At 46.1% G+C, this 18,888-nt stretch carries 15 protein-coding genes; 8 read left to right on the forward strand and 7 right to left on the reverse strand.

The genetic code is table 11. The features are described from left to right. Positions 1–3: 3 nt before the first annotated feature. From AAFP11_RS00465 to AAFP11_RS00475, 3 genes are all read right to left on the reverse strand, one after another. A complete protein-coding gene (locus AAFP11_RS00465) occupies positions 4–1,419 on the reverse strand; it encodes an ABC transporter ATP-binding protein (RefSeq protein ID WP_341735231.1) in 1,416 nt (471 codons plus the stop codon). 80 nt (positions 1,420–1,499) lie between these two features. Then, positions 1,500–2,339 (reverse strand): ABC transporter permease, encoded by an 840-nt coding sequence (locus AAFP11_RS00470; protein WP_341735391.1) that lies wholly within the window; start codon positions 2,337–2,339, stop codon positions 1,500–1,502. A gap of 244 nt (positions 2,340–2,583) precedes the next feature. Further along, complete coding sequence (locus AAFP11_RS00475; protein WP_341735232.1) at positions 2,584–3,147, reverse strand: hypothetical protein; 564 nt, start codon at positions 3,145–3,147, stop codon at positions 2,584–2,586. A gap of 71 nt (positions 3,148–3,218) precedes the next feature. Between AAFP11_RS00475 and ruvB the strand changes: the two genes are divergently transcribed. Further along, positions 3,219–4,334, forward strand: a complete 1,116-nt coding sequence (ruvB, locus tag AAFP11_RS00480; RefSeq protein ID WP_341735233.1) for a Holliday junction branch migration DNA helicase RuvB — start codon at positions 3,219–3,221, stop codon at positions 4,332–4,334. Between the two features lie 206 nt (positions 4,335–4,540). Here ruvB and AAFP11_RS00485 read toward each other — a convergent pair whose 3' ends face one another. Further along, entirely contained in the window at positions 4,541–4,741 is a 201-nt protein-coding gene (locus tag AAFP11_RS00485) for a hypothetical protein (protein ID WP_341735234.1), read from the reverse strand. Between AAFP11_RS00485 and recN the strand changes: the two genes are divergently transcribed. From recN to AAFP11_RS00515, 6 genes are all read left to right on the forward strand, one after another. Next, entirely contained in the window at positions 4,740–6,515 is a 1,776-nt protein-coding gene (gene recN / locus AAFP11_RS00490) for a DNA repair protein RecN (RefSeq protein ID WP_341735235.1), read from the forward strand. The two genes, AAFP11_RS00485 and recN, sit on opposite strands and share 2 nt — an antisense overlap. A 647-nt stretch (positions 6,516–7,162) precedes the next feature. Next, the gene (locus AAFP11_RS00495) at positions 7,163–10,408 is read left to right on the forward strand and encodes an adenylate/guanylate cyclase domain-containing protein (RefSeq protein WP_341735236.1); all 3,246 of its coding nucleotides are present in this window, start codon (positions 7,163–7,165) and stop codon (positions 10,406–10,408) included. 427 nt (positions 10,409–10,835) lie between these two features. After that, complete coding sequence (locus AAFP11_RS00500) at positions 10,836–11,381, forward strand: inorganic pyrophosphatase (RefSeq protein WP_341735237.1); 546 nt, start codon at positions 10,836–10,838, stop codon at positions 11,379–11,381. 196 nt (positions 11,382–11,577) lie between these two features. Next, positions 11,578–12,090 (forward strand): inorganic diphosphatase, encoded by a 513-nt coding sequence (locus tag AAFP11_RS00505; protein ID WP_340521403.1) that lies wholly within the window; start codon positions 11,578–11,580, stop codon positions 12,088–12,090. Between the two features lie 287 nt (positions 12,091–12,377). Next, complete coding sequence (locus tag AAFP11_RS00510) at positions 12,378–13,286, forward strand: MBL fold metallo-hydrolase (RefSeq protein ID WP_341735238.1); 909 nt, start codon at positions 12,378–12,380, stop codon at positions 13,284–13,286. Between the two features lie 72 nt (positions 13,287–13,358). After that, on the forward strand, positions 13,359–13,925 hold the full coding sequence (locus AAFP11_RS00515; RefSeq protein WP_341735239.1) for a diheme cytochrome C: 567 nt from the start codon (positions 13,359–13,361) through the stop codon (positions 13,923–13,925). A 90-nt stretch (positions 13,926–14,015) separates the two neighbouring features. Here AAFP11_RS00515 and AAFP11_RS00520 read toward each other — a convergent pair whose 3' ends face one another. Then, entirely contained in the window at positions 14,016–14,240 is a 225-nt protein-coding gene (locus tag AAFP11_RS00520; RefSeq protein WP_341735240.1) for a hypothetical protein, read from the reverse strand. 121 nt (positions 14,241–14,361) lie between these two features. On the opposite strand from AAFP11_RS00520, the gene AAFP11_RS00525 reads away from it, so the two are divergent. Continuing rightward, the gene (locus AAFP11_RS00525; RefSeq protein ID WP_341735241.1) at positions 14,362–15,030 is read left to right on the forward strand and encodes a Uma2 family endonuclease; all 669 of its coding nucleotides are present in this window, start codon (positions 14,362–14,364) and stop codon (positions 15,028–15,030) included. Between the two features lie 364 nt (positions 15,031–15,394). Here the strand turns inward: AAFP11_RS00525 and ppc are convergent, their stop codons facing one another. Further along, positions 15,395–18,499, reverse strand: coding sequence for a phosphoenolpyruvate carboxylase (ppc, locus tag AAFP11_RS00530; protein ID WP_341735242.1), 3,105 nt, complete (start codon positions 18,497–18,499; stop codon positions 15,395–15,397). Between the two features lie 130 nt (positions 18,500–18,629). After that, entirely contained in the window at positions 18,630–18,854 is a 225-nt protein-coding gene (locus tag AAFP11_RS00535) for a hypothetical protein (RefSeq protein WP_341735243.1), read from the reverse strand. Positions 18,855–18,888: the final 34 nt, after the last annotated feature.

The raw sequence follows: 18,888 nt of genomic DNA on the forward strand, positions 1-18,888 counted from the left end.
AATTTATCTGATGACCTCGCTAGACACTTCTGTTACCATTGAATCAGAATTGACAACAGTTAAACACGGTTCAATCAGCAAGTCAACAATACCGTTGCCACAGGATTCAGTACAAGACTGAACTCTAAACATTGCCACATCTACACAGCGATCGAGATAAGTCAAATCTTCATCTACCGTTCCCACCACCCCGGCATTCAAAAAATAAACCCCAGGATTTAGCAAACATTTAAATTGAAATTTGACTACCATTGTCGTTCCTGCTTCCACATACTTAATTGACTTGCTAGAAGCCTTCAAAGAAGCACCAGCCAACTCAAAGCCGCTAATGGTTTTAATTAACATTCCAAACCTCACTTTGGAAGTAGACTTCGAGAAAGTGACAGAGTAAGTGTAAATATAATCTTGACGACCAATCAAGTGATTTACCACATTTCCCTTCAGCGTAGTGATGCAGGGATTAATAATGGAGGCTCCCCTAGACGGATACCTCACCGTATTCGAGGGTATCATGCCTGGATCGTAATACTCTTCGTAATAGTCCTTGAATTCTGGAATGGATGGCTCTTGTTTAATTTCTCCAGTTGTGCTTTCTGTGGTGACATCCTGAAGGTCTTCTTCCGCTTCCTGCTTGGTCAGCTTATTCAATACTCGAATATCTTCCTTTAACCCCAAAACTTGATCTGGATCGGCATAAATCAATTTTTGATACTTAGATATGACCACCTTGGGCGTGTGAGCGAGCAGTAATTCCCCGCTATCCATTAAAATTGCCGAAGTACAAAGTTGCACCACAGAAGTAGCTGCGTGAGAAACAAATAAAATTGTTCCCCCACTTTCCTGAATTGACTGTAAACGAGCAAAACACTTACGCTGAAAAGCTTCGTCACCGACAGAAAGTGCTTCATCAACCACCAAAATATTTGGCTCAACGCTAGTCGCCACAGCGAAAGCCAGCCGGACAAACATACCGCTAGAATAGGTCTTGACTGGCTGTTCGATGAAATCTCCAATATCAGCAAAAGCTGCTATTTCATCAAATTTTTCTTCGGTTTCTTTTTGATTGAATCCCAGGATTTGAGCGTTGAAAAATACATTTTGCCGTCCGGTAAATTCTGGGTTAAAACCACTGCCGAGTTCCAACAAAGCTGAGACTCGCCCTTTAACTTCGACGCTACCTGCGGTTGGTGTTAGCGTCCCCACAATTATTTGCAGGAGGGTGCTTTTTCCCGAACCGTTGCGACCGACAATTCCTAGAGTTTGTCCTTGAGAAATTTCCAGATTGATGTCTTGTAGTGCCCAAAATTCGTCAGCAAGTTTTTTGCTGGGATAAATTATTTCCTTTAAGCGGTCTCCAGGGCGATCGTACCGTTTAAAACATTTGGAAACATTTTTGAGTGAAATTACAGTTTCTGTCATTGGATTTTAGATTTTAGATTTTAGATTTTAGATTGACTTTAGATCTAAAACAAATTTACAGTATCCTATCTAAAACCAATTTACAGCACGTCAGCAAAAGCCGGACGCAAACGTCGGTAAACAATTAAACCTCCACAAAATATAGCAGCAGAAATTAATGTGGCTACACCCCATTCGCCCCAGTGTTTCACTTCTCCAAGCAGTATGAGGTCGCGGTAAACTTCTGAAATTGCGGCCATTGGATTCAACCAAAAGATCAATCCACGCCACTGTTCGGGAATCACCGATGCTGGATAGACGATCGGCGTCAAATAGAACCAAAAATTTAGAATAACACCTAAAGTCTGAGGAATATCTCGCAAAAATACCGTTAAGCCTGCGGTTAAATATCCCAAGCCGGCAGTTAGCAGCAACTGAGGCATCCAAACCAGGGGCAGCAAGCACAGTGTAGCGTTGAGCTTTTGCGATGATACTGCTACTATGACGATTAAAGCTGCTAGACCCAGAGAGCTTTCAATAAACGCTGTCAAAATAGGTACTAGCGGCAGTAAACCGAGGGGAAATACCACTTTTTTCACTAAATTTGGCTGCCCTACTACGGATACTGCCGACTTAATCAAACCACTGGTAAAGGCACTCCAAGGCAGTAAACCTGCAAACAGCCAGACTCCAAAGGTAATGTCGCTGTTTTCTGGGAAGCCTGCAAGGTTGAGTTTTACCTTGAGGACGATGGAAAACACGTAAGTGTAAATCAGCAATTGTGATAGCTGATTCAGCAAAGGCCACAAATTGCCCAGAATTGAGCCTTTGTATTGAGATTCTAAATCGCGGCGCACTAATGTTGCCAGCAAATTGAGCTTCGCCCGTCGCCCGCGGCTAACCGTTCGGGCTTTGTGGGCAAATCCTTTGACCGATCTCAGCAATTTTTTTGCCCTCGTTCGCTACCTTCACACCTAAATCAACTCAAGCTGCTTGATAGCAGCTTTTGTTAAACCGCAATTATTCCACAGCCTCGCTACTTTGATCAAGGGTTTGTGGGCTAGCTGCACCCAGAGGAATTGTTTGTCAACTACCCATCATCAAGCGGAGTACCGCTATGATGTGGGCTTGTATCAGGACTCCTGCTGTCTTAGTTGAAGCCAGAAGGCACTTATGGGCTGTTGATTAGCCGATCGCCTCGCTGAGTGCCGAACCGATCGCCACTTTTTGCTCCCCATCATAGCCCCAGCGATCGAAAAACTGCTCATATTCCCCTTGTCCAGTCCGCAAATTTTCTAGCATTTGCTCCGCTAGAGTTTGACAAGCAGGTATTTGCAGAGTTTGAATTAGATGGCGCGATCGCCCTTGTACTCTCTGTGAACCCGCGGCCATTTCCGGCTTGTGATGACGCGAGTGATAGACAACCATTGCGGCCGACATTGCCAGATTTTTGACCAGCAGTTCTGCTACGATCTCAGGAGCCTCGCGCAGTGCATCCAGCACTCCAGGAGACGGTTCATCTGCAAGGTGTCGATCGTCCGTCAGATAGGTGACAAAAAACCCTCTGGCACCGTTGTGTGTGTTCACCAGAGAAGCCACTGCTTGCTGAATCTGGGCCTGTGAAAGTCGTGAAGCGTAGCTATCCCGTAGGGAATCGGCTTCAATTTCCGACAATAAAGATTGAGTCAGCGCGATCGCCCCTTCAAAAGTTATATTTTCCGATGCTAATAAATCCGACGGTATACTCATAGCCAACTCAATAATTCTCAAGACTATTTTAATAATTGTAAACAATTTCCCCAGTTCGCTCGCAGATTAATATGGCAATTATCTCCTCCAAACAACAGCCTCCCGATCCAAATCTACCCGAACACATTGCCGCAGCCACCCCCAAAAAAACCAAAAATAAAGCTGTAAAACCCCAGACAGAATCGCTGGTAGAGCCCCAAGAACTAGCCGACGAAACCAACAGCAAACAAGACGACAAAATCCGACCTCAACGATTAGCTGAATACATCGGCCAGAAAGACTTGAGAGAAGTTTTGGCGATCGCAATTCAAGCAGCCAAATCCCGAAACGAACCAATGGATCACCTGTTACTGTATGGGCCGCCAGGGTTAGGTAAAACCACAATGTCGCTAATTTTAGCAGCAGAAATGGAAGTTGAATGCAAAATCACCACAGCCCCAGCCCTAGAAAAACCCCGCGATATTGTCGGATTGTTAGTCAACCTCAAAGCAGGAGACGTGCTGTTTATCGACGAAATTCACCGCTTATCAAAAGTAACAGAAGAAATCCTCTATCCAGCGATGGAAGATTGCCGCTTAGATATTACGATTGGTCAAGGCAAAAGTGCAAAAATTCGCAGTATTCCCCTCAAACCGTTTACCTTAGTAGGAGCAACCACAAAAGTTGGGTCACTAACAGCTCCCTTGCGCGATCGCTTCGGACTGATCCAAAGATTACGCTACTACGAAATAGACGAACTCAGTTTAATTGTCCAAAGAAGCGCCCAAGTTCTCGACACTCCCATCACAGCAGAAGGAGCCACAGAAATTGCCCGCCGAGCTCGTGGCACACCCCGCATTGCTAACCGATTGTTGCGGCGAGTTAGAGACTATAGTGAAGTCAAACAATTAAAGCCGATCACCGCCGAAGTTGCATCGGTTGCCTTAGAATTATTTAATGTCGATCCGCTAGGTTTGGATTGGACCGATCGGTGTCTGTTGACAGCAATGATTGAAAACTTTAATGGTGGTCCAGTGGGTTTAGAAACCCTGGCAGCTTCCACAGGAGAGGATACTCAAACGATTGAGGATGTGTACGAACCTTATTTGATGCAAATTGGATTTTTGCAAAGAACAAGTAGGGGTAGAATTGCCACCATTGCTGCGTATAAACACTTGGGTTTACTCGAAGTGGGGAATAGGGAATAGGGAATAGGGAATAGGGAATCGGGAATGCACTGGTGCACTGGTTCCCAGGCTCTGCCTGGGAACCCAGATCCAGAGGCTCTGCCTCGATGGTATGGTTAAAGGCGAGGCAGAGCCTCTGGATCTGCGTCCCTAGGCAGAGCCTAGGGACGAGGGATAACAAACAACCAATAACCAATAACCAATAACCAATAACCAATAACCCATAACTAATAACCCATAACCAATAACCAATAACCAATAACCAATAACCAATAACCAATAACCAATAACCCATAACCCATAACCAATAACCAATAACCAATAACCCATAACCAATAACCCATAACTAATAACCCATAACCAATAACCAATAACCAATAACCCATAACCAATAACCAATAACCAATAACCAATAACCAATTCCCCATGTTACTATCCCTGAGAATCGAAAACTTTGCCTTGATTGACTGTCTAGACCTAGAATTTGGCCCTAGTTTGAACGTATTTACAGGGGAAACAGGAGCTGGGAAATCGATTATTCTAGATGCGATCGATGCAGTCTTGGGTGGAAAAGTCGATCGCCGAGTGATTCGCACAGGAGCAGCGCGGGCAATATTGGAAGCTACGTTTGAATTGGACAAAGCTGCGGCATTGTGGCTGGGCGAGCAAGAAATTGAACCCATTGATGGGAATTTAGCGGTTTGCAGCCGGGAAATTATGGCCTCTAGCGGTACTCTGCGGACGAGATCGCGTTTGAACGGAATTTTGGTCAACCGCCCCTTGATGGAGCAACTGCGCGATCGACTGGTGGAAATTACTGCTCAAGGTCAAACCGTCCAACTAGGACTAGAAACCCTCCAGCGAGAATGGCTAGATCTCTACGGTGGTAAAACTATTTTGCAAGGGCGATCGAATGTCGCCGCAGCATGGCTTGTCGCCAGCCAAGCCAAAACCGCCCTCAACCGCAGACGTCAGTCAGAACAGCAGCGCCTGCAAAGACTTGATTTGTTAGAATACCAAGTTCGAGAGCTTAGCCAAGCCCATATCGAAGACGCGACTGAATTGGAAAACCTCGAACAAGAATCAATCAGGCTTAGTCACGTTGTGGAATTGCAGCAACAAAGTTACCAAGTTCATCAAGCTCTCTATCAAAATGACACTGATGCCGCCTCTGCTGCTGACTTGTTGAGCAAAGCTGAGGCAACTTTAAGCGACATGGCTGTCTACGATGTTCAGTTGCAACCAATTCTAGAAATGGTCAGCGATGCTCTAGCTCAAGCTACAGAAGCCAGCCGCCAAATTAGCAGCTACGGCGAACAATTAGAAGCAGATCCGCAAAGACTTGAAGAAGTAGAAGAGCGAATTCAGGAACTTAAACAAATCTGTCGCAAATATGGCCCGCTTAAAGAAGCGATCGCCTATTATCAAACCATCCAAAACGAACTAAATGAACTTTTAGCAGGAGGCGAGTCCATGGAGGCATTAGAACTCGCCTATCAAGCCTCTATGGAGCAATTAAATGATGCTTGCAGCCACCTCAGCGCCCTGCGACGGGAAACGGCTCTGAAACTCGAAGCTGCTTTAGTGGCAGAACTCAAGCCCTTAGCCATGGAAAAAGTACAATTTCAAGTGGAAATTGCAGCAGTTACCCCAACAGCAAATGGTGCCGATCGCATCGCCTTTTGTTTCAGTCCGAATCCAGGGGAACCTCTGCAACCCCTAGGTGCGATCGCCTCTGGGGGAGAAATGAGTCGCTTTTTGCTCGCTATCAAAGCTTGTTTTTCGCAAATAGAAGGTGCTAGCACTCTGGTATTTGATGAAATTGATGCCGGGGTGTCTGGGAGAGTGGCTGGGGCGATCGCCAAAAAACTCCATCAACTTTCGGAAAAACACCAAGTCCTTTGTGTGACGCACCAACCTTTGATTGCTGCCATGGCGGACTGTCACTTTCGTGTCAACAAACAGACGATCGGCTCTGAAACAGGCACCAAGGAAGATCTAGCCAACCCTGAATCATCGGAACGTACAGTGGTCCGTGTTGTGGCCCTCAACAGCCAGCAGCGACGGGAAGAACTGGCTCAACTTGCTAGTGGGCGATCGGAAACAGAAGCCATCGCTTTTGCTGAATCTCTCCTAGCTCAGGCTGCTTCTTTGCGTCAAATTCATTCTCAAAAAACTGAAGTTGACCGCAATTATTGTTAAGATTTAACAACTAAACAGGGTATTTATGTCACAGTTAGCTGTGACAGTCGATGGCAAGCAGATATTACTATCACAGTTGTACCAGTCTCAGCAACTGTTTTAGTGGCGAAGTTGACAGAAATTCTATCTAGAAACCACAATTGTAGAGATGAGCACACATAATTAGTTAGTAGTGGTGTCACAATGGCGGCTAGTCAAACTTTAGTCCGCATCCATCGACCCCCTGACAGCCCAGGGCTGTTTCATTCTGGTGACAAATCATCATTTTGTAGGGGTAGTGCCTTTGTTTGCCTACCCTCCCCGTCCACTCCTATATTTACAAGAGATTGCAGTCCGCCCAGGCGATCGGACGTTCGGAGTCACCGAATCTAGTTACACTTAGTAAACCTAATGTCAAAATCCGATACCATACCATTTAAAAAAGATTCGCGACCTGTGAGCACCGTGGACTAATGCCCACAGCGCTCTCAATCTCCCACGGTTCTCCCCCAAACGGCCTTTCCTTGCCATCGGTAGGAAGTTCTGTAAACTGGGAAATAGTTTGACAAATACTTTTACTCTACTCTTGTGCAACGCTCCGGGCGATCTACTTGCCAGATCTGCTACCTGAGAGACCAAACCTTAAACTTAAGCTTCTCTAAAGGTCTATGAATTATTCTGCATCTTCCAATCTGTCATCCCTAGGTAATGTGACTATAGATGTCACTCCTATCACTGAAAATCATCAGGAACAGCAATCTCACTATCCCTCTAGCAGTGGTCAAATCGTCACAACCCAAGGAAACTTCTCCAGTTTCCTCGCACCCCTAAACAAGGATAGTTTTAAAGGAGTTGCCAAGGACGTAGAGAACAAACTGAAGGTTGTCAATCAAACCTTGGGAATGCTCGACAACCTCTTAGACAGCCAAGGGTTTGACGCTATCCTTAACGAAATGTTGCAGTCGATTACCCAGAAAACCGGGGAATTGCTCAATGCCGATCGCAGCACTATATTTTTATTAGACGACGAAAAAAATGAACTCTGGGCAAGGGTTGCCAAAGATGAACATGGCAACAACCTAGAACTCAGATTTCCCGCCAATGTGGGCATTGCTGGAGAAGTCGCCACCGGCAGAAAAGGGGTGAATATTCCCTATGATTTTTACAACGACCCGCGATCGACTAACGCCAAAAAAACTGACGAAAAAACAGGATATCGCACCTATACAATGCTGGCGATGCCTCTGATCAATGAAGACACACAAGAGTTAGTAGCAGTCGTTCAACTGATTAATAAACTCAAGGCAGATCATCATAATTACGACCATTTAGACGCACAGATCGATCGGCAAGGATTTACCCAAGAAGACGAACAAATATTTAGAGAATTTGCCCCGTCCATTCGCCTAATTTTAGAATCTTCTAAATCTTTCTACGCAGCAACTCAAAGGCAGCGGGCAGCGACAGCGCTGATGAACGCCGTCAACGCTCTTTCTCAAAGCAGTCTAGACTTAGAAGACACTCTCAAACGGGTGATGGATCAGGCTCAAGAACTGATGCAAGCCGATCGCAGCACCCTGTGGCTAATTGACGAAGATCGAGATCAACTATGGACAAAAATCCCGATCGCAGGTCAACTTCAAGAACTTCGCATACCCAGAAGCGCCGGTTTTGCAGGTATTGTCGCCCAATCCGGCGAACCGCTGCTGATTCCCTTTGACGTGCACGACGACCCCCGCGCCGAAACTTCCAAAAAAACAGACCAAAAAACTGGCTACCGTACTTGCAGTATGCTCTGTATGCCAGTATTTAATGCCGACCACAAATTGATTGGAGTCACCCAGTTAATTAACAAAAAAAAACAAGGAGAATACCCCCCATACAATCCAGAAAACTGGCCTGAAGCCCCCGAACAGTGGCGAGCGAGTTTCAATCGCAACGACATGGAATTTATGAAAGCGTTTAATATCCAAGCAGGAGTAGCCCTGCAAAACGCCAAACTATTTGCCGAAGTCAAACAGCAAGAACAAAGACAAAAAGATATGCTGCACGCCCTGACAAACGGCGTCATATCTACAGACCAAAAAGGCCATATAGTCGCTACGAATCCCAGTGCCAAAAAATTGCTTGGCGTTAGCGATGCCCGCTTGGCAGAAGGTCAATCTTTGCGCGATCTAATTAACTTGGAAAAAGGTGATTTTGCCAAGTGGTTCGATCTGGCATTGCACCCTACAGACGACAAACACCGCCAGCAGTATTACCCTGACCAAGTATTGAAGCGCTCGGAAGGAGAACCATTGAAGCCCTCGGAAGGAGAACCATTGAAGCCCTCGGAAGGAGAACGAGCGAAGCCCTCCGAAGGAGAACAGCAGAGCATAAATTTGTCGATCAATTCCATGACAGATGCTACTGACCCCAAAAAAGTTAACGGAGCATTAGTTGTGATGGAAGATATCAGCAGCGCTAAGCAAGTCAAAAACTTGATGTACCGCTACATGACCCCAGCAGTAGCCGAAGCGCTGCTGGCTTCAGGAGATACAGGATTGGGAGGTAAACGCAAGCACGTTTCGGTGCTGTTCTCCGATATTCGCAGCTACACCACACTTACGGAAAAATTGCAAGCCGAACAAGTGGTAGTGATGCTCAACAAATATTTTGAAGTGATGGTAGATTCCGTATTCAACTACGGAGGTACTCTCGACAAATACATCGGCGACGCTCTGATGGCAGTTTTTGGCTCTCCAGCACCCCTAGAAGATCATGCCTGGTGCGCCATGCAAGCGGCAGTGGAAATGCGGGCAAAATTGAAGGAATTTAATCAAGAGCGAATTGATAATCGCGAGTTACCGATCAGTATCGGTATGGGCATCCATTCCGACGAAGTTGTCAGTGGTAACATCGGCTCCAGCAGACGGATGGAACTCACTTCCATTGGAGATGGGGTGAATCTCGCCTCTCGCTTAGAAGGGGCCAGCAAGCAGTACGGCACTGACTTAATCATTAGTGACAACACCTACAAAGAATACAAAGAGCGACTGGAAGTGCGGGAACTAGATTTCATTACTGTTAAAGGCAAAAGCGAACCAGTCATCATTTACGAACTTGTAGCTATCAAGCCCGGTTACTCCTCCGTTAGCAGGGATCTGACTGAAACAGAGAAAAAAATTGTGGAACACTATAACGCAGGACGCGAATTTTACAAGCAACCTGTTACTCAAATACTAGATAAGGGTGAGGTGGAAAAAATCTTAAAAGATGTGGCGAAAATGCCCGAAACAGAACTAAAAAATCTCTCCTACACGGTCGATGAACAGTTAGAACGTGAACTCAAAAAATTGTTATATCAACTAAAAAAAGAGCCTGAGTACGATGTAACAAATCAGTCACCAGCCCATAAAATATTCGAGTCAGAAATTAAACTCCTGAAATGGGAAGGTATCAAAAACCTCTCGGAAGATGAAGCCAGACTCTTGATAAAATCTAAGATCGGAGAGTTATTACCAGACGAAATTAAGGAATTGCAAGAGGGCGATGTCAAAAAGATTTTGGAAGCAGATATCAAAGACCCCTCAAATCGAAAAATCAAGCGCCTGAAATCCTCACATATCAGACAGTTATTGCAGGCGAAAATTAAAAGCCGGGCCGAAGAAACAGTAGTAGAGAGGTTAGATGAGGAATTTGTCGAAAATCTGACCCTTGATGGAGTGAAAAAGGTACTGAGCGAAATTAAGACAATGTTAGAACCGAAAGCTAAGAAATCTTTTAGACAGGCACTGGGCGAATTTAAGGAGGTTTTGCTCGTCGATCCCAAAAACAAGGCGGCTAAATTGCACGTCGAACGCTGTATGCTATTTCAGCACAAATTCTCAGATGTACTCAACTGGGATGGGGTGTGGAACCTTACAGAAAAATAGGACTCCCCCGCCCTAAGTCCTGGGGTAAATGCTGCACCAGCGCCCCTCTGGCTGGCGGCCGCGACGAACCCGGAACCTTAATATCCGATGGAGCATCCTGATTTTGTAATGGCCATGGCATGACCGCAGACAATTTATTAGTGATAACCAGAAATTTACAGCGGTCATGCTATGGCCCCTACGAATCTATTTGCCAAACACAGATGCACCCATATCCGATTGGGGTGTCAAACCGCAAATTAATTTATTGACAAAACTACCCATAGCTGAATGTTTGGGGAGTTTTTATCCTGCCAAGCTTTTTCTAACATCACTGAGACGGTGATTTTAAATCTGCTCCAACAGGTATGATTGTTGTATGAAAGATGCTGAAAACCACAGCTACTTAATGTTCTGGTCTTATTATGGAAAACTACTAGCGTCAGTTATGAATAATTGGAATTCGCAGTCGGGAGATATTGAGTGGGTAGATCAGGTTTACCAACTATTGCTAGAGATTGCTCGGAACTCCTTGTCCGATATCCCCAGAATGCCGCAAAACATTACCCAAAAGGCTCTACCTCTGATACAGAAGGTACAAAGCATTCAGCAAAGACGAGATGGACAAGTTTTCAAATCGGGTTCCTTTTCGGTAAACGATCGCGAATGGGTCGATCAAGTCTGTCAACTACTGGTGGAACTGACAGGCGCGTCTTTGTCGGAACGACCGAAAATGCCGGAAAACCTCGCAGGTAGAGCTTTAACCCTGGCAGACAAGGCGCAAAATATCAAAGAAATCATCGAAGAGAATGCTTCCCTGGCCCCAGCAGATGATGAGGAACCCTTACCGTCTCCAGAGGCGCTGCTGAACCTCTTGCACCACAGTTTGAAAACTCAGCGTGCTAAAAGCTACAAGCCGGATGCTCCCGAATGGCAGCAAGTCTTGAGCCTGATCGACGTAGTCCAGTCAATTTACAAGGAAATTCAACGTTAGATTGATTCTTCGATCGGCGTGTGCCTGATTTTGTGTCGATCGCGTTATGTCGTGGGTCAGCGCCAAAAAATCAATCCGAGGCGATCGCTTTATATCAATCTTATGCAGCCGTTGGGCCCGATCGCTCCTAAAATGCTATGAAAGGGGTTTGACAAATAGCAAAACCCGGATCATCTGTTAACTTGGAGATATTATTGTGGACTTATCGCTAATTCCGGCACAGCCGAAACCAGGACTGCTCAATGTCCTGATCGAAATTACCGCCGGTAGCAAAAACAAGTACGAATTTGATAAAGACTTACAAGCCTTTGCTCTAGATCGGGTACTCTCTTCCTCAGTCCAATATCCATGCGACTATGGCTTCATACCTAATACCTTAGCTGACGATGGCGACCCCCTCGACGGCATGGTGATGATGGACGAGCCCACATTTCCGGGGTGCGTGATTGCAGCCCGTCCCATCGGAATGCTAGAAATGATCGATGGAGGCGATCGGGACGAAAAATTATTGTGCGTTCCCGACAAAGACCCACGCTACGCTCACTATAAGTCCCTCAAAGACGTAGCACCCCATCGCTTGGATGAAATAGCCGAATTTTTTAGAACCTACAAAAATTTGGAGAAAAAAGTGACAGAAATTCTAGGGTGGCAAGATGTGGATCTAGTAATGCCATTAGTGGAAAAGTGCATCGCAGCCGATCGCAAATAAACCACTAGCCCGCATTCTTGGACTACAACCAGAATCACATACTCCCACACCAAATATGATTTATGGTGTGGGCAGACTAGATTCCAATTTAAAGATATATTTGATTTCATTTGAGGTACTCCGACTGTTTCCCTGTCAAACGTTTTGAATGTTTCCCTGTCAAACATTATGATAACGATCGGGTTCCCGGTCCCACCTCACTGCCTGAAGGCTCAATGTTTTTTTAAACTCTCGAATTAAAAAATAAAATCTCAACTCCCAAGTTCCTGCGCGTAAAGCTAAAAAAAATGCCTGATTCCCAAAAGTCCGCAGCCATTCCACAGCCTTCTGATGGCAAAACCACTAGCTCAAGCAGCCCTTTGACCGAGTTTGTCGTTCAGTTTTGGGGAGTCCGGGGCAGCATCGCAACTCCCGGTAGCAAAACCATTCGCTATGGAGGTAACACCTCTTGTGTAGAAATGCGGTTGGGCAAACAACGCCTGATCTTTGACGGTGGCACTGGTCTGCGAGTCCTTGGTCTTAACTTGCTGCGACAGATGCCAGTGGAAGCCCATATGTTTTTCAGCCACACGCACTGGGATCACATTCAAGGGTTCCCTTTTTTTACCCCTGCCTTCATTCCAGGGAACTGCTTTCACATTTACGGTGCGATCGCCCCCAACGGCACTACAATTAAACAGCGTTTGGCAGACCAAATGCACCACCCCAACTTCCCAGTCCCGATCCAGGTGATGCAGTCAGACCTCAAATTTAATGACTTGACTCCGGGGGATATCATCGAACTCGACGATGTAAAAATCGAAACAGCGCTGCTCAATCATCCCAATACCGCGATCGGATATCGTGTTACCTGGGAGGGACACAGTGCCGTCTACTGCACCGATACAGAACACTTTGCCGATCGGTTAGACGACAACATAGTACACCTAGCTCGCGACGCAGATGTGTTGATTTACGATGCGAATTACACCAACGAAGAATATCATGACTTCAAGTCGCCCAAAGTCGGCTGGGGACACTCCACTTGGCAAGCAGGAGTAGAAGTAGCCAAAGCAGCGGGAGTCAAAAAAGTGGTAATGTTTCACCACGATCCAGGTCATGACGACAACTTTCTCGATCGAGTAGAAGCAGAAGTCCAAGCAGTTTTCGCCAATAGCTGCTTAGCACGGGAAGGCATGAGCATACCAGTGATTTAAGAAAAAATCAACGCAGGCTCCAAAAAACCCGATCGTTGTGGCAAAAATTAGAAGACCAAAGGCAGAAGCAAAATGAAGCACCAAACACCCCGCCGACTTCCTAGGCGAACCTGGCGGGGACTTTACTCAACTTTGCTAGTGTTGATCGTGTTCTGCTGTACCTGCGGGGGATGGGTAGCCGCCCAGACAGCCGATGCTCGCACCCCCGCACCACTAGCTCAAGTATCTGGAATCGAAAATATCGGCACTGTCGATCGCATTCCCGATCGCTACCAACTCGGACAACAACTGTACCTCGAAAACTGCGCCACCTGTCACATAGGTTTACCACCGCAAGTCTTACCAACAGAAACCTGGCGCAGATTGCTGCAAGATTCCCAACACTACGGACAAACCATCAAACTCCTAGTAGATCCACCGCGCCTGCTAGTCTGGAACTATCTACAAACTTTTTCTCGTCCCCAAACGAAAGAAGAAGAACTGGCTTATCGAGTTGCGAGTTCTCGCTATTTCAAAGCTCTGCACCCCAAAGTTAAAATGTCACAACCTGCAAATATCAGCAGTTGTGTGACTTGTCATCCCGGCGTATCTCAATATAATTTCCGCAAGCTTACCGCCGAGTGGGAAAACTCTCCGTAGGGAATGCAGGTCAGATTGATCATCTCAACTATCCCTAAATTTAGGAGACACTTCAAACGCCAACTGTGAACGATAAAAACAGACATCAAATTAGCATTTCGCATTTTCTTTTGTTTCTTCTTGTTCTAATAAACTCATTAGTTTCTGGGCCGCATCACCATAATCATAAGGCGACAAAACACGATAAGCCGCGCCATTATCCAAGGGTTTTAACATTTCTTCTTTCGCCAATTCAGCGATTAAAAACTGCATCATTTGAAACTTCTCAGCACAGGATAACTGCCGAAGTTGGTCTAATAATTCAAGATTTGACATAAAACAACCTTGAATTCATTTTTCAATCTTACCACAACCTTAAGGTTTAAACGACTACAAAATATCACTCTCAATGCGTAATTAGTTATAATGAAATTTAGAAGTTTATGGTGCCATTCAAATGACTCCTCAACTACAAACTCAGCCACTACCAACGAAACAACCAGAAAAAGTCCTCTATCCAGATAGCGATGGACAGCCTATGTCAGATAATACGCTTCAATTTGCTTGGATTGCCAAACTAAAAGAAGGATGCGAAGCCTTATTTAAAGACAATCCAACTGTATTTGTAGCCGGGGATTTACTCTGGTATCCCGTCGAAGGCGATAATAAGACGAGGCGCGCGCCCGATGCTATGGTGGTATTTGGTAGACCCAAGGGATATCGAGGTTCTTACCAGCAATGGCTGGAAGATAATATCACTCCCCAAGTCGTTTTTGAGATTTTGTCACCGCGAAATACTTTATCGGAAATGGCGCTGAAGTTGCAATTTTATAGCCACTTTGGTGTAGAAGAATATTACCTCTACGATCCACAGCGTAACGATTTAACTGGATGGCAAAGAGACGAAACAGGACTAATTGTAATTGAATCCTTGGATGGGTGGGTAAGTCCACGTCTAGGGGTCAGATTTGTGTTTGCAGAACCAGAGTTAGAGGTGATTCGTCCCGATGGAAAGCGGTTTTTGTCTTATGTAGAGTTAATGGAACAGCGGGATGAAATCGAGCAACAGCGCGATCGCATGGCGGCAAAACTGCAAGAATTGGGTATCGATCCAACTCAGCTTTAAGTGATAATCAACTGATTTGAACTACCTGCACTAAATCGAAGCGATTTAACTGGTTCCCAGGCTCTGCCTGGGAACCGATATCCAGAGGCTCTGCCTCGTCGAAGAGAAGGAATAAAGGAAAATAGGAGGCAGAGCCTCTAGATCTGCGTTACCAGCCACAATTAACTGGTTCCCAGGCTCTGCCTGGGAACCGATATCCAGAGGCTCTGCCTCGTCGAAGAGAAGGAATAAAGGAAAATAGGAGGCAGAGCCTCTAGATCTGCGTTACCAGCCACAATAGAAGGAATAAAGGAAAATAGGAGGCAGAGCCTCTAGATCTGCGTTACCAGGCAGAGCCTGGTAACGAGTAATCAACTCAAAATCATCAACCGGTATTCCGCATCCCCGCAGCAATACCATTAATCGTCAACAGAGCTCCCCGCAACAATTCACCTTTGCTGTAACGCGAGTGAATTACCCCCGGCACAGCACCACTACCATGTTGTCGCAAGCGTTTGAGCAGTGAAACCTGCAATAAACCCAAAGGTACAATGGTGGCATTTCGCAACTGCACGGAACGCTGCAATGCCGGATCTTCGTCCAACAAACGTTGGTGTCCGGTAATAGTTAAAACCAAATCGCGAATCAGGTGATATTCGCAAGAAATTTGTTCAAACAAAGTCTGAAAACGCGCTCTATCCTCTGGAAGAGATAACTCTCGGACGTAGTGTTCGGCAATCTGCAAGTCTACTTTGGATAAAGTCATTTCCACCTTAGAAATCACCATTCTAAAAAATGGCCATTTCAAGTAAAAATACTGCAAAAGTTTCAAATGTTCTTCCGGTTCCTCTAGCAAAAATTCTTGTAGAGCCGTACCCACACCGTACCAGGAAGGGAGCAAAAAGCGGCTTTGAGTCCAGCTAAATACCCACGGAATTGCCCGCAAACCGCCGATATCTTTCTTGCCACCACGACGGGCTGGACGAGAACTAATTTGCAACTGACTGATTTCTTGAATCGGGGTAACATGATGGAAGAAATCGACTAAATCTGGCTGTTCGTAGATTAAGTTACGGTAGTGCGATCGCGATTTTGCAGACAACTCCTCCATAATCTGATTCCAAGGGTCGATGCCATCGAAACCTGTGTGCAGCAAACTAGCTTGAATCACTGCTGCGGCCACAGTTTCCAAGTTGTAAAGTGCTAACTCTGGCAAAGAATACTTAGAAGCCAAAACCTCCCCTTGTTCGGTAATCTTAATTCGCCCGCTAATACTCTTTCCTGGCTGAGCCAAAATTGCCTTATAAGCAGGCCCGCCACCGCGGCCTACAGAACCGCCCCGGCCGTGAAAAATTCGTAATTCCACACCGTAGTTTTCAGCAACTATTTGTAAAGCTTTTTGAGCTTTCTGAATTTCCCAATTGCTGCTGAGGAAACCCGAATCTTTATTACTATCTGAATAGCCCAGCATCACTTCTTGCAAGGAAACAGCCGGGGAAGAATCGGACAGTTGCTGAGCCTTGGCAGCAGCGTAACCTCCAGCTAGTAAAGCGCGATAAAGTGGTAGTTCAAATACCTGCTGCATCACGATCGGTGCTTTTTTCAAATCTTCCACTGTTTCAAACAGAGGTACCACTTGAACGCTGCTAATTCCTGTTGCTGGATCGTAGATGCCCGCTTCTTTTGCTAATAGTAAGACTGCTAGCAAATCGCTGACATCGTGACTCATGCTGATCACGTAAGTTTCGCAAATTTCCGGCCCAAACTCCTGGTGCATTTGCCGCAAGACTCGGAAGGTATTAATTGTCTCGCAAGTTTTGGGAGAAAATGGTAATTCTGCGGGAATTAAAGGGCGACGAGTTTGCAGTTCAGTTGCGAGCCAAATAGTTCGCTCTGATTCCGTCATTTGATTGTAGGGCGTTGGCAAAATTTGCAGGTATTCAGCAATTTCGTTCAAAGCGTCCGAGTGTACGGTGGACTCTTGGCGAATATCTAGGTAAGCCAAATTAAATCCGTAAATTTCTACTTGACAAAGCAGATTTTCCAAGTCTCGGCAACTCAAACCTGTTTCGACCAAATTGTGCTGGATTAGCTGCAACTCCGCCAAAAATTCTGTGCCCGATCGATAAAGACCGGTCATGCCAGCATTTCCTGACAAAGCTTCCCGTTCCCGCTGCAACTCGTCTCCTTTGTAGAGTCGCCAATTACGATCGCGCGTATTTTCCAGTCGCTGAAGCACGTAAGCCAGCTTCAGTCGATAGGGTTCTTGGCGGTAACGAATTGCCCACTGCTCGTAAACTTCCGGGAATTCCGATTTGTCGCGATCGAGAGATTCTAGTAATTCCGGCAATACGTCGCTCCAGTGTAGCGACAAACTCAACAGCTCGTTGAGGCGCTTCACGGCATTGATGTACTTACACAGCACTAAATGGCGCTGATAGCAAGCCGTTTGCCAAGTAACTTTTGGAGTCACAGAAGGATTGCCATCTCTGTCGGAACCCACCCAAGAACCAAACTTGCAAAAGTTGTAACTCGGTGGTTTCAGGTAAGGGAAAGAAGCGTGTAGAGCTTGCTTGAGCCGGTGATAGAGTTCGGGAATCGCATCAAACAGCACTTCATCGAAGTAGTGCAAAGTGTATTCCACCTCGTCAAGCACAGTCGGCTTAAACTGGTGCAGCTCGTCAGTGCGCCACCACAGGCGAATTTCTTCCATCAATTGCTCTTGCAGAGCGCAAGCTTCCCAGGAAGAGACAGCGTAGGGACTTTCAGAGTCTGTGCCCACCAGCGGAAATTTCTCATCAACTTGGTCTAACTGTTGCAGAATCTTCGCCATCCGTCGCTGCTTGGTGCGGATCGTGTTGCGGACAATTTCCGTCGGGTGGGCTGTAAATACCAAGCGGATGTCTAACTGATCGATCAAGCGCTGAATTTGCTGGCTAGGCACGTTCAAGCGCAGCAGCATGGGGAACAGTTGGTGAAAAGTTCCTGCGTCTTTGCTCACAAGCTCGGTTTCCCTAGGGCCGGGAGTTTGTGGAGACGGGCCTTCTCGGTGTCGCGGGCGATCGGGCGCATCCATGGCGTTTCCCGGCAACTTAGAAAACGTCCGTTCCCCAGCACTGTTGCTACCGACATAAGCTAGCTGTTGGTCTCGCTGTTCGTAGTGCTGTTCGACAATATTGATTAACTGAAAATAAAGTGCAAAAGCCCTAGCCGCGCGAATGGCGGCGTTGAGGTCGAGCTTTTCAATGAGCTGCAAAACGTTGGATTCGCGAAAGTGAGTGGCTTGTCCCTCGGAGGAATTCACCGATCGCATTTGGCCTAGCAAGTCTACCAATTCCTGCCCGCACTCTTGTCGCAGCACCGATTTCCACAGGTCCTCTACTATTTTGAGGCGATTGCGTAGAAACAGGTCTGATTTTGAGTGGGCAAGAGAAGGGGAAATAGATGTGGAATTAATAGCCTGTTCTGAAGACTGGAGGAGTGAACTCATCGGGGCTGTTCCTCAATAGCTGCGGGTGTCTAAAAAATTGTATGGTTTAGTCTTACCGAAAACACTTTTTTTTGCGGTCAAATACGAGACAACTTGATTTTACTTAGAGAGCATGGACACTTTCAGCTTTCTACTCCTTGGCGTAGGGAAAGTTAAGCTGGGGGAGGCGAGAGCCCCGAAACACTTCTTCGCTTTCAACGCCGAGGGAGCTAACAAACTCTGCTGTAGCCTTAGCAACGAGCAAACCACCAAGCAGTGGGACTGTCACCAAGCTCAAGACCAGATCGGATGGAATTAGGCAATTTTGACCTTGAAGTGTTTGGGTTTTTGGTAAATCTGGGTTTTCCGACGGCATAAATCCCTCCTGAGTTTTCTTTTACCCCAGTTTA

The organism is Microcoleus sp. CAWBG640, assembly GCF_020883015.1.
GTDB lineage: Bacteria > Cyanobacteriota > Cyanobacteriia > Cyanobacteriales > Microcoleaceae > Microcoleus > Microcoleus anatoxicus.

What these genes read in the sequence shown, in the direction of transcription:
- AAFP11_RS00465 (WP_341735231.1), bottom strand. Translation starts at nt 1,419, where the DNA reads ATGACAGAAACTGTAATTTCACTCAAAAATGTTTCCAAATGTTTTAAA.
- AAFP11_RS00475 (WP_341735232.1), bottom strand. Translation starts at nt 3,147, where the DNA reads ATGAGTATACCGTCGGATTTATTAGCATCGGAAAATATAACTTTTGAA.
- ruvB (WP_341735233.1), top strand. Translation starts at nt 3,219, where the DNA reads ATGGCAATTATCTCCTCCAAACAACAGCCTCCCGATCCAAATCTACCC.
- recN (WP_341735235.1), top strand. Translation starts at nt 4,740, where the DNA reads ATGTTACTATCCCTGAGAATCGAAAACTTTGCCTTGATTGACTGTCTA.
- AAFP11_RS00485 (WP_341735234.1), bottom strand. Translation starts at nt 4,741, where the DNA reads ATGGGGAATTGGTTATTGGTTATTGGTTATTGGTTATTGGTTATGGGT.
- AAFP11_RS00495 (WP_341735236.1), top strand. Translation starts at nt 7,163, where the DNA reads ATGAATTATTCTGCATCTTCCAATCTGTCATCCCTAGGTAATGTGACT.
- AAFP11_RS00500 (WP_341735237.1), top strand. Translation starts at nt 10,836, where the DNA reads ATGAATAATTGGAATTCGCAGTCGGGAGATATTGAGTGGGTAGATCAG.
- AAFP11_RS00510 (WP_341735238.1), top strand. Translation starts at nt 12,378, where the DNA reads ATGCCTGATTCCCAAAAGTCCGCAGCCATTCCACAGCCTTCTGATGGC.
- AAFP11_RS00515 (WP_341735239.1), top strand. Translation starts at nt 13,359, where the DNA reads ATGAAGCACCAAACACCCCGCCGACTTCCTAGGCGAACCTGGCGGGGA.
- AAFP11_RS00520 (WP_341735240.1), bottom strand. Translation starts at nt 14,240, where the DNA reads ATGTCAAATCTTGAATTATTAGACCAACTTCGGCAGTTATCCTGTGCT.
- AAFP11_RS00525 (WP_341735241.1), top strand. Translation starts at nt 14,362, where the DNA reads ATGACTCCTCAACTACAAACTCAGCCACTACCAACGAAACAACCAGAA.
- ppc (WP_341735242.1), bottom strand. Translation starts at nt 18,499, where the DNA reads ATGAGTTCACTCCTCCAGTCTTCAGAACAGGCTATTAATTCCACATCT.
- AAFP11_RS00535 (WP_341735243.1), bottom strand. Translation starts at nt 18,854, where the DNA reads ATGCCGTCGGAAAACCCAGATTTACCAAAAACCCAAACACTTCAAGGT.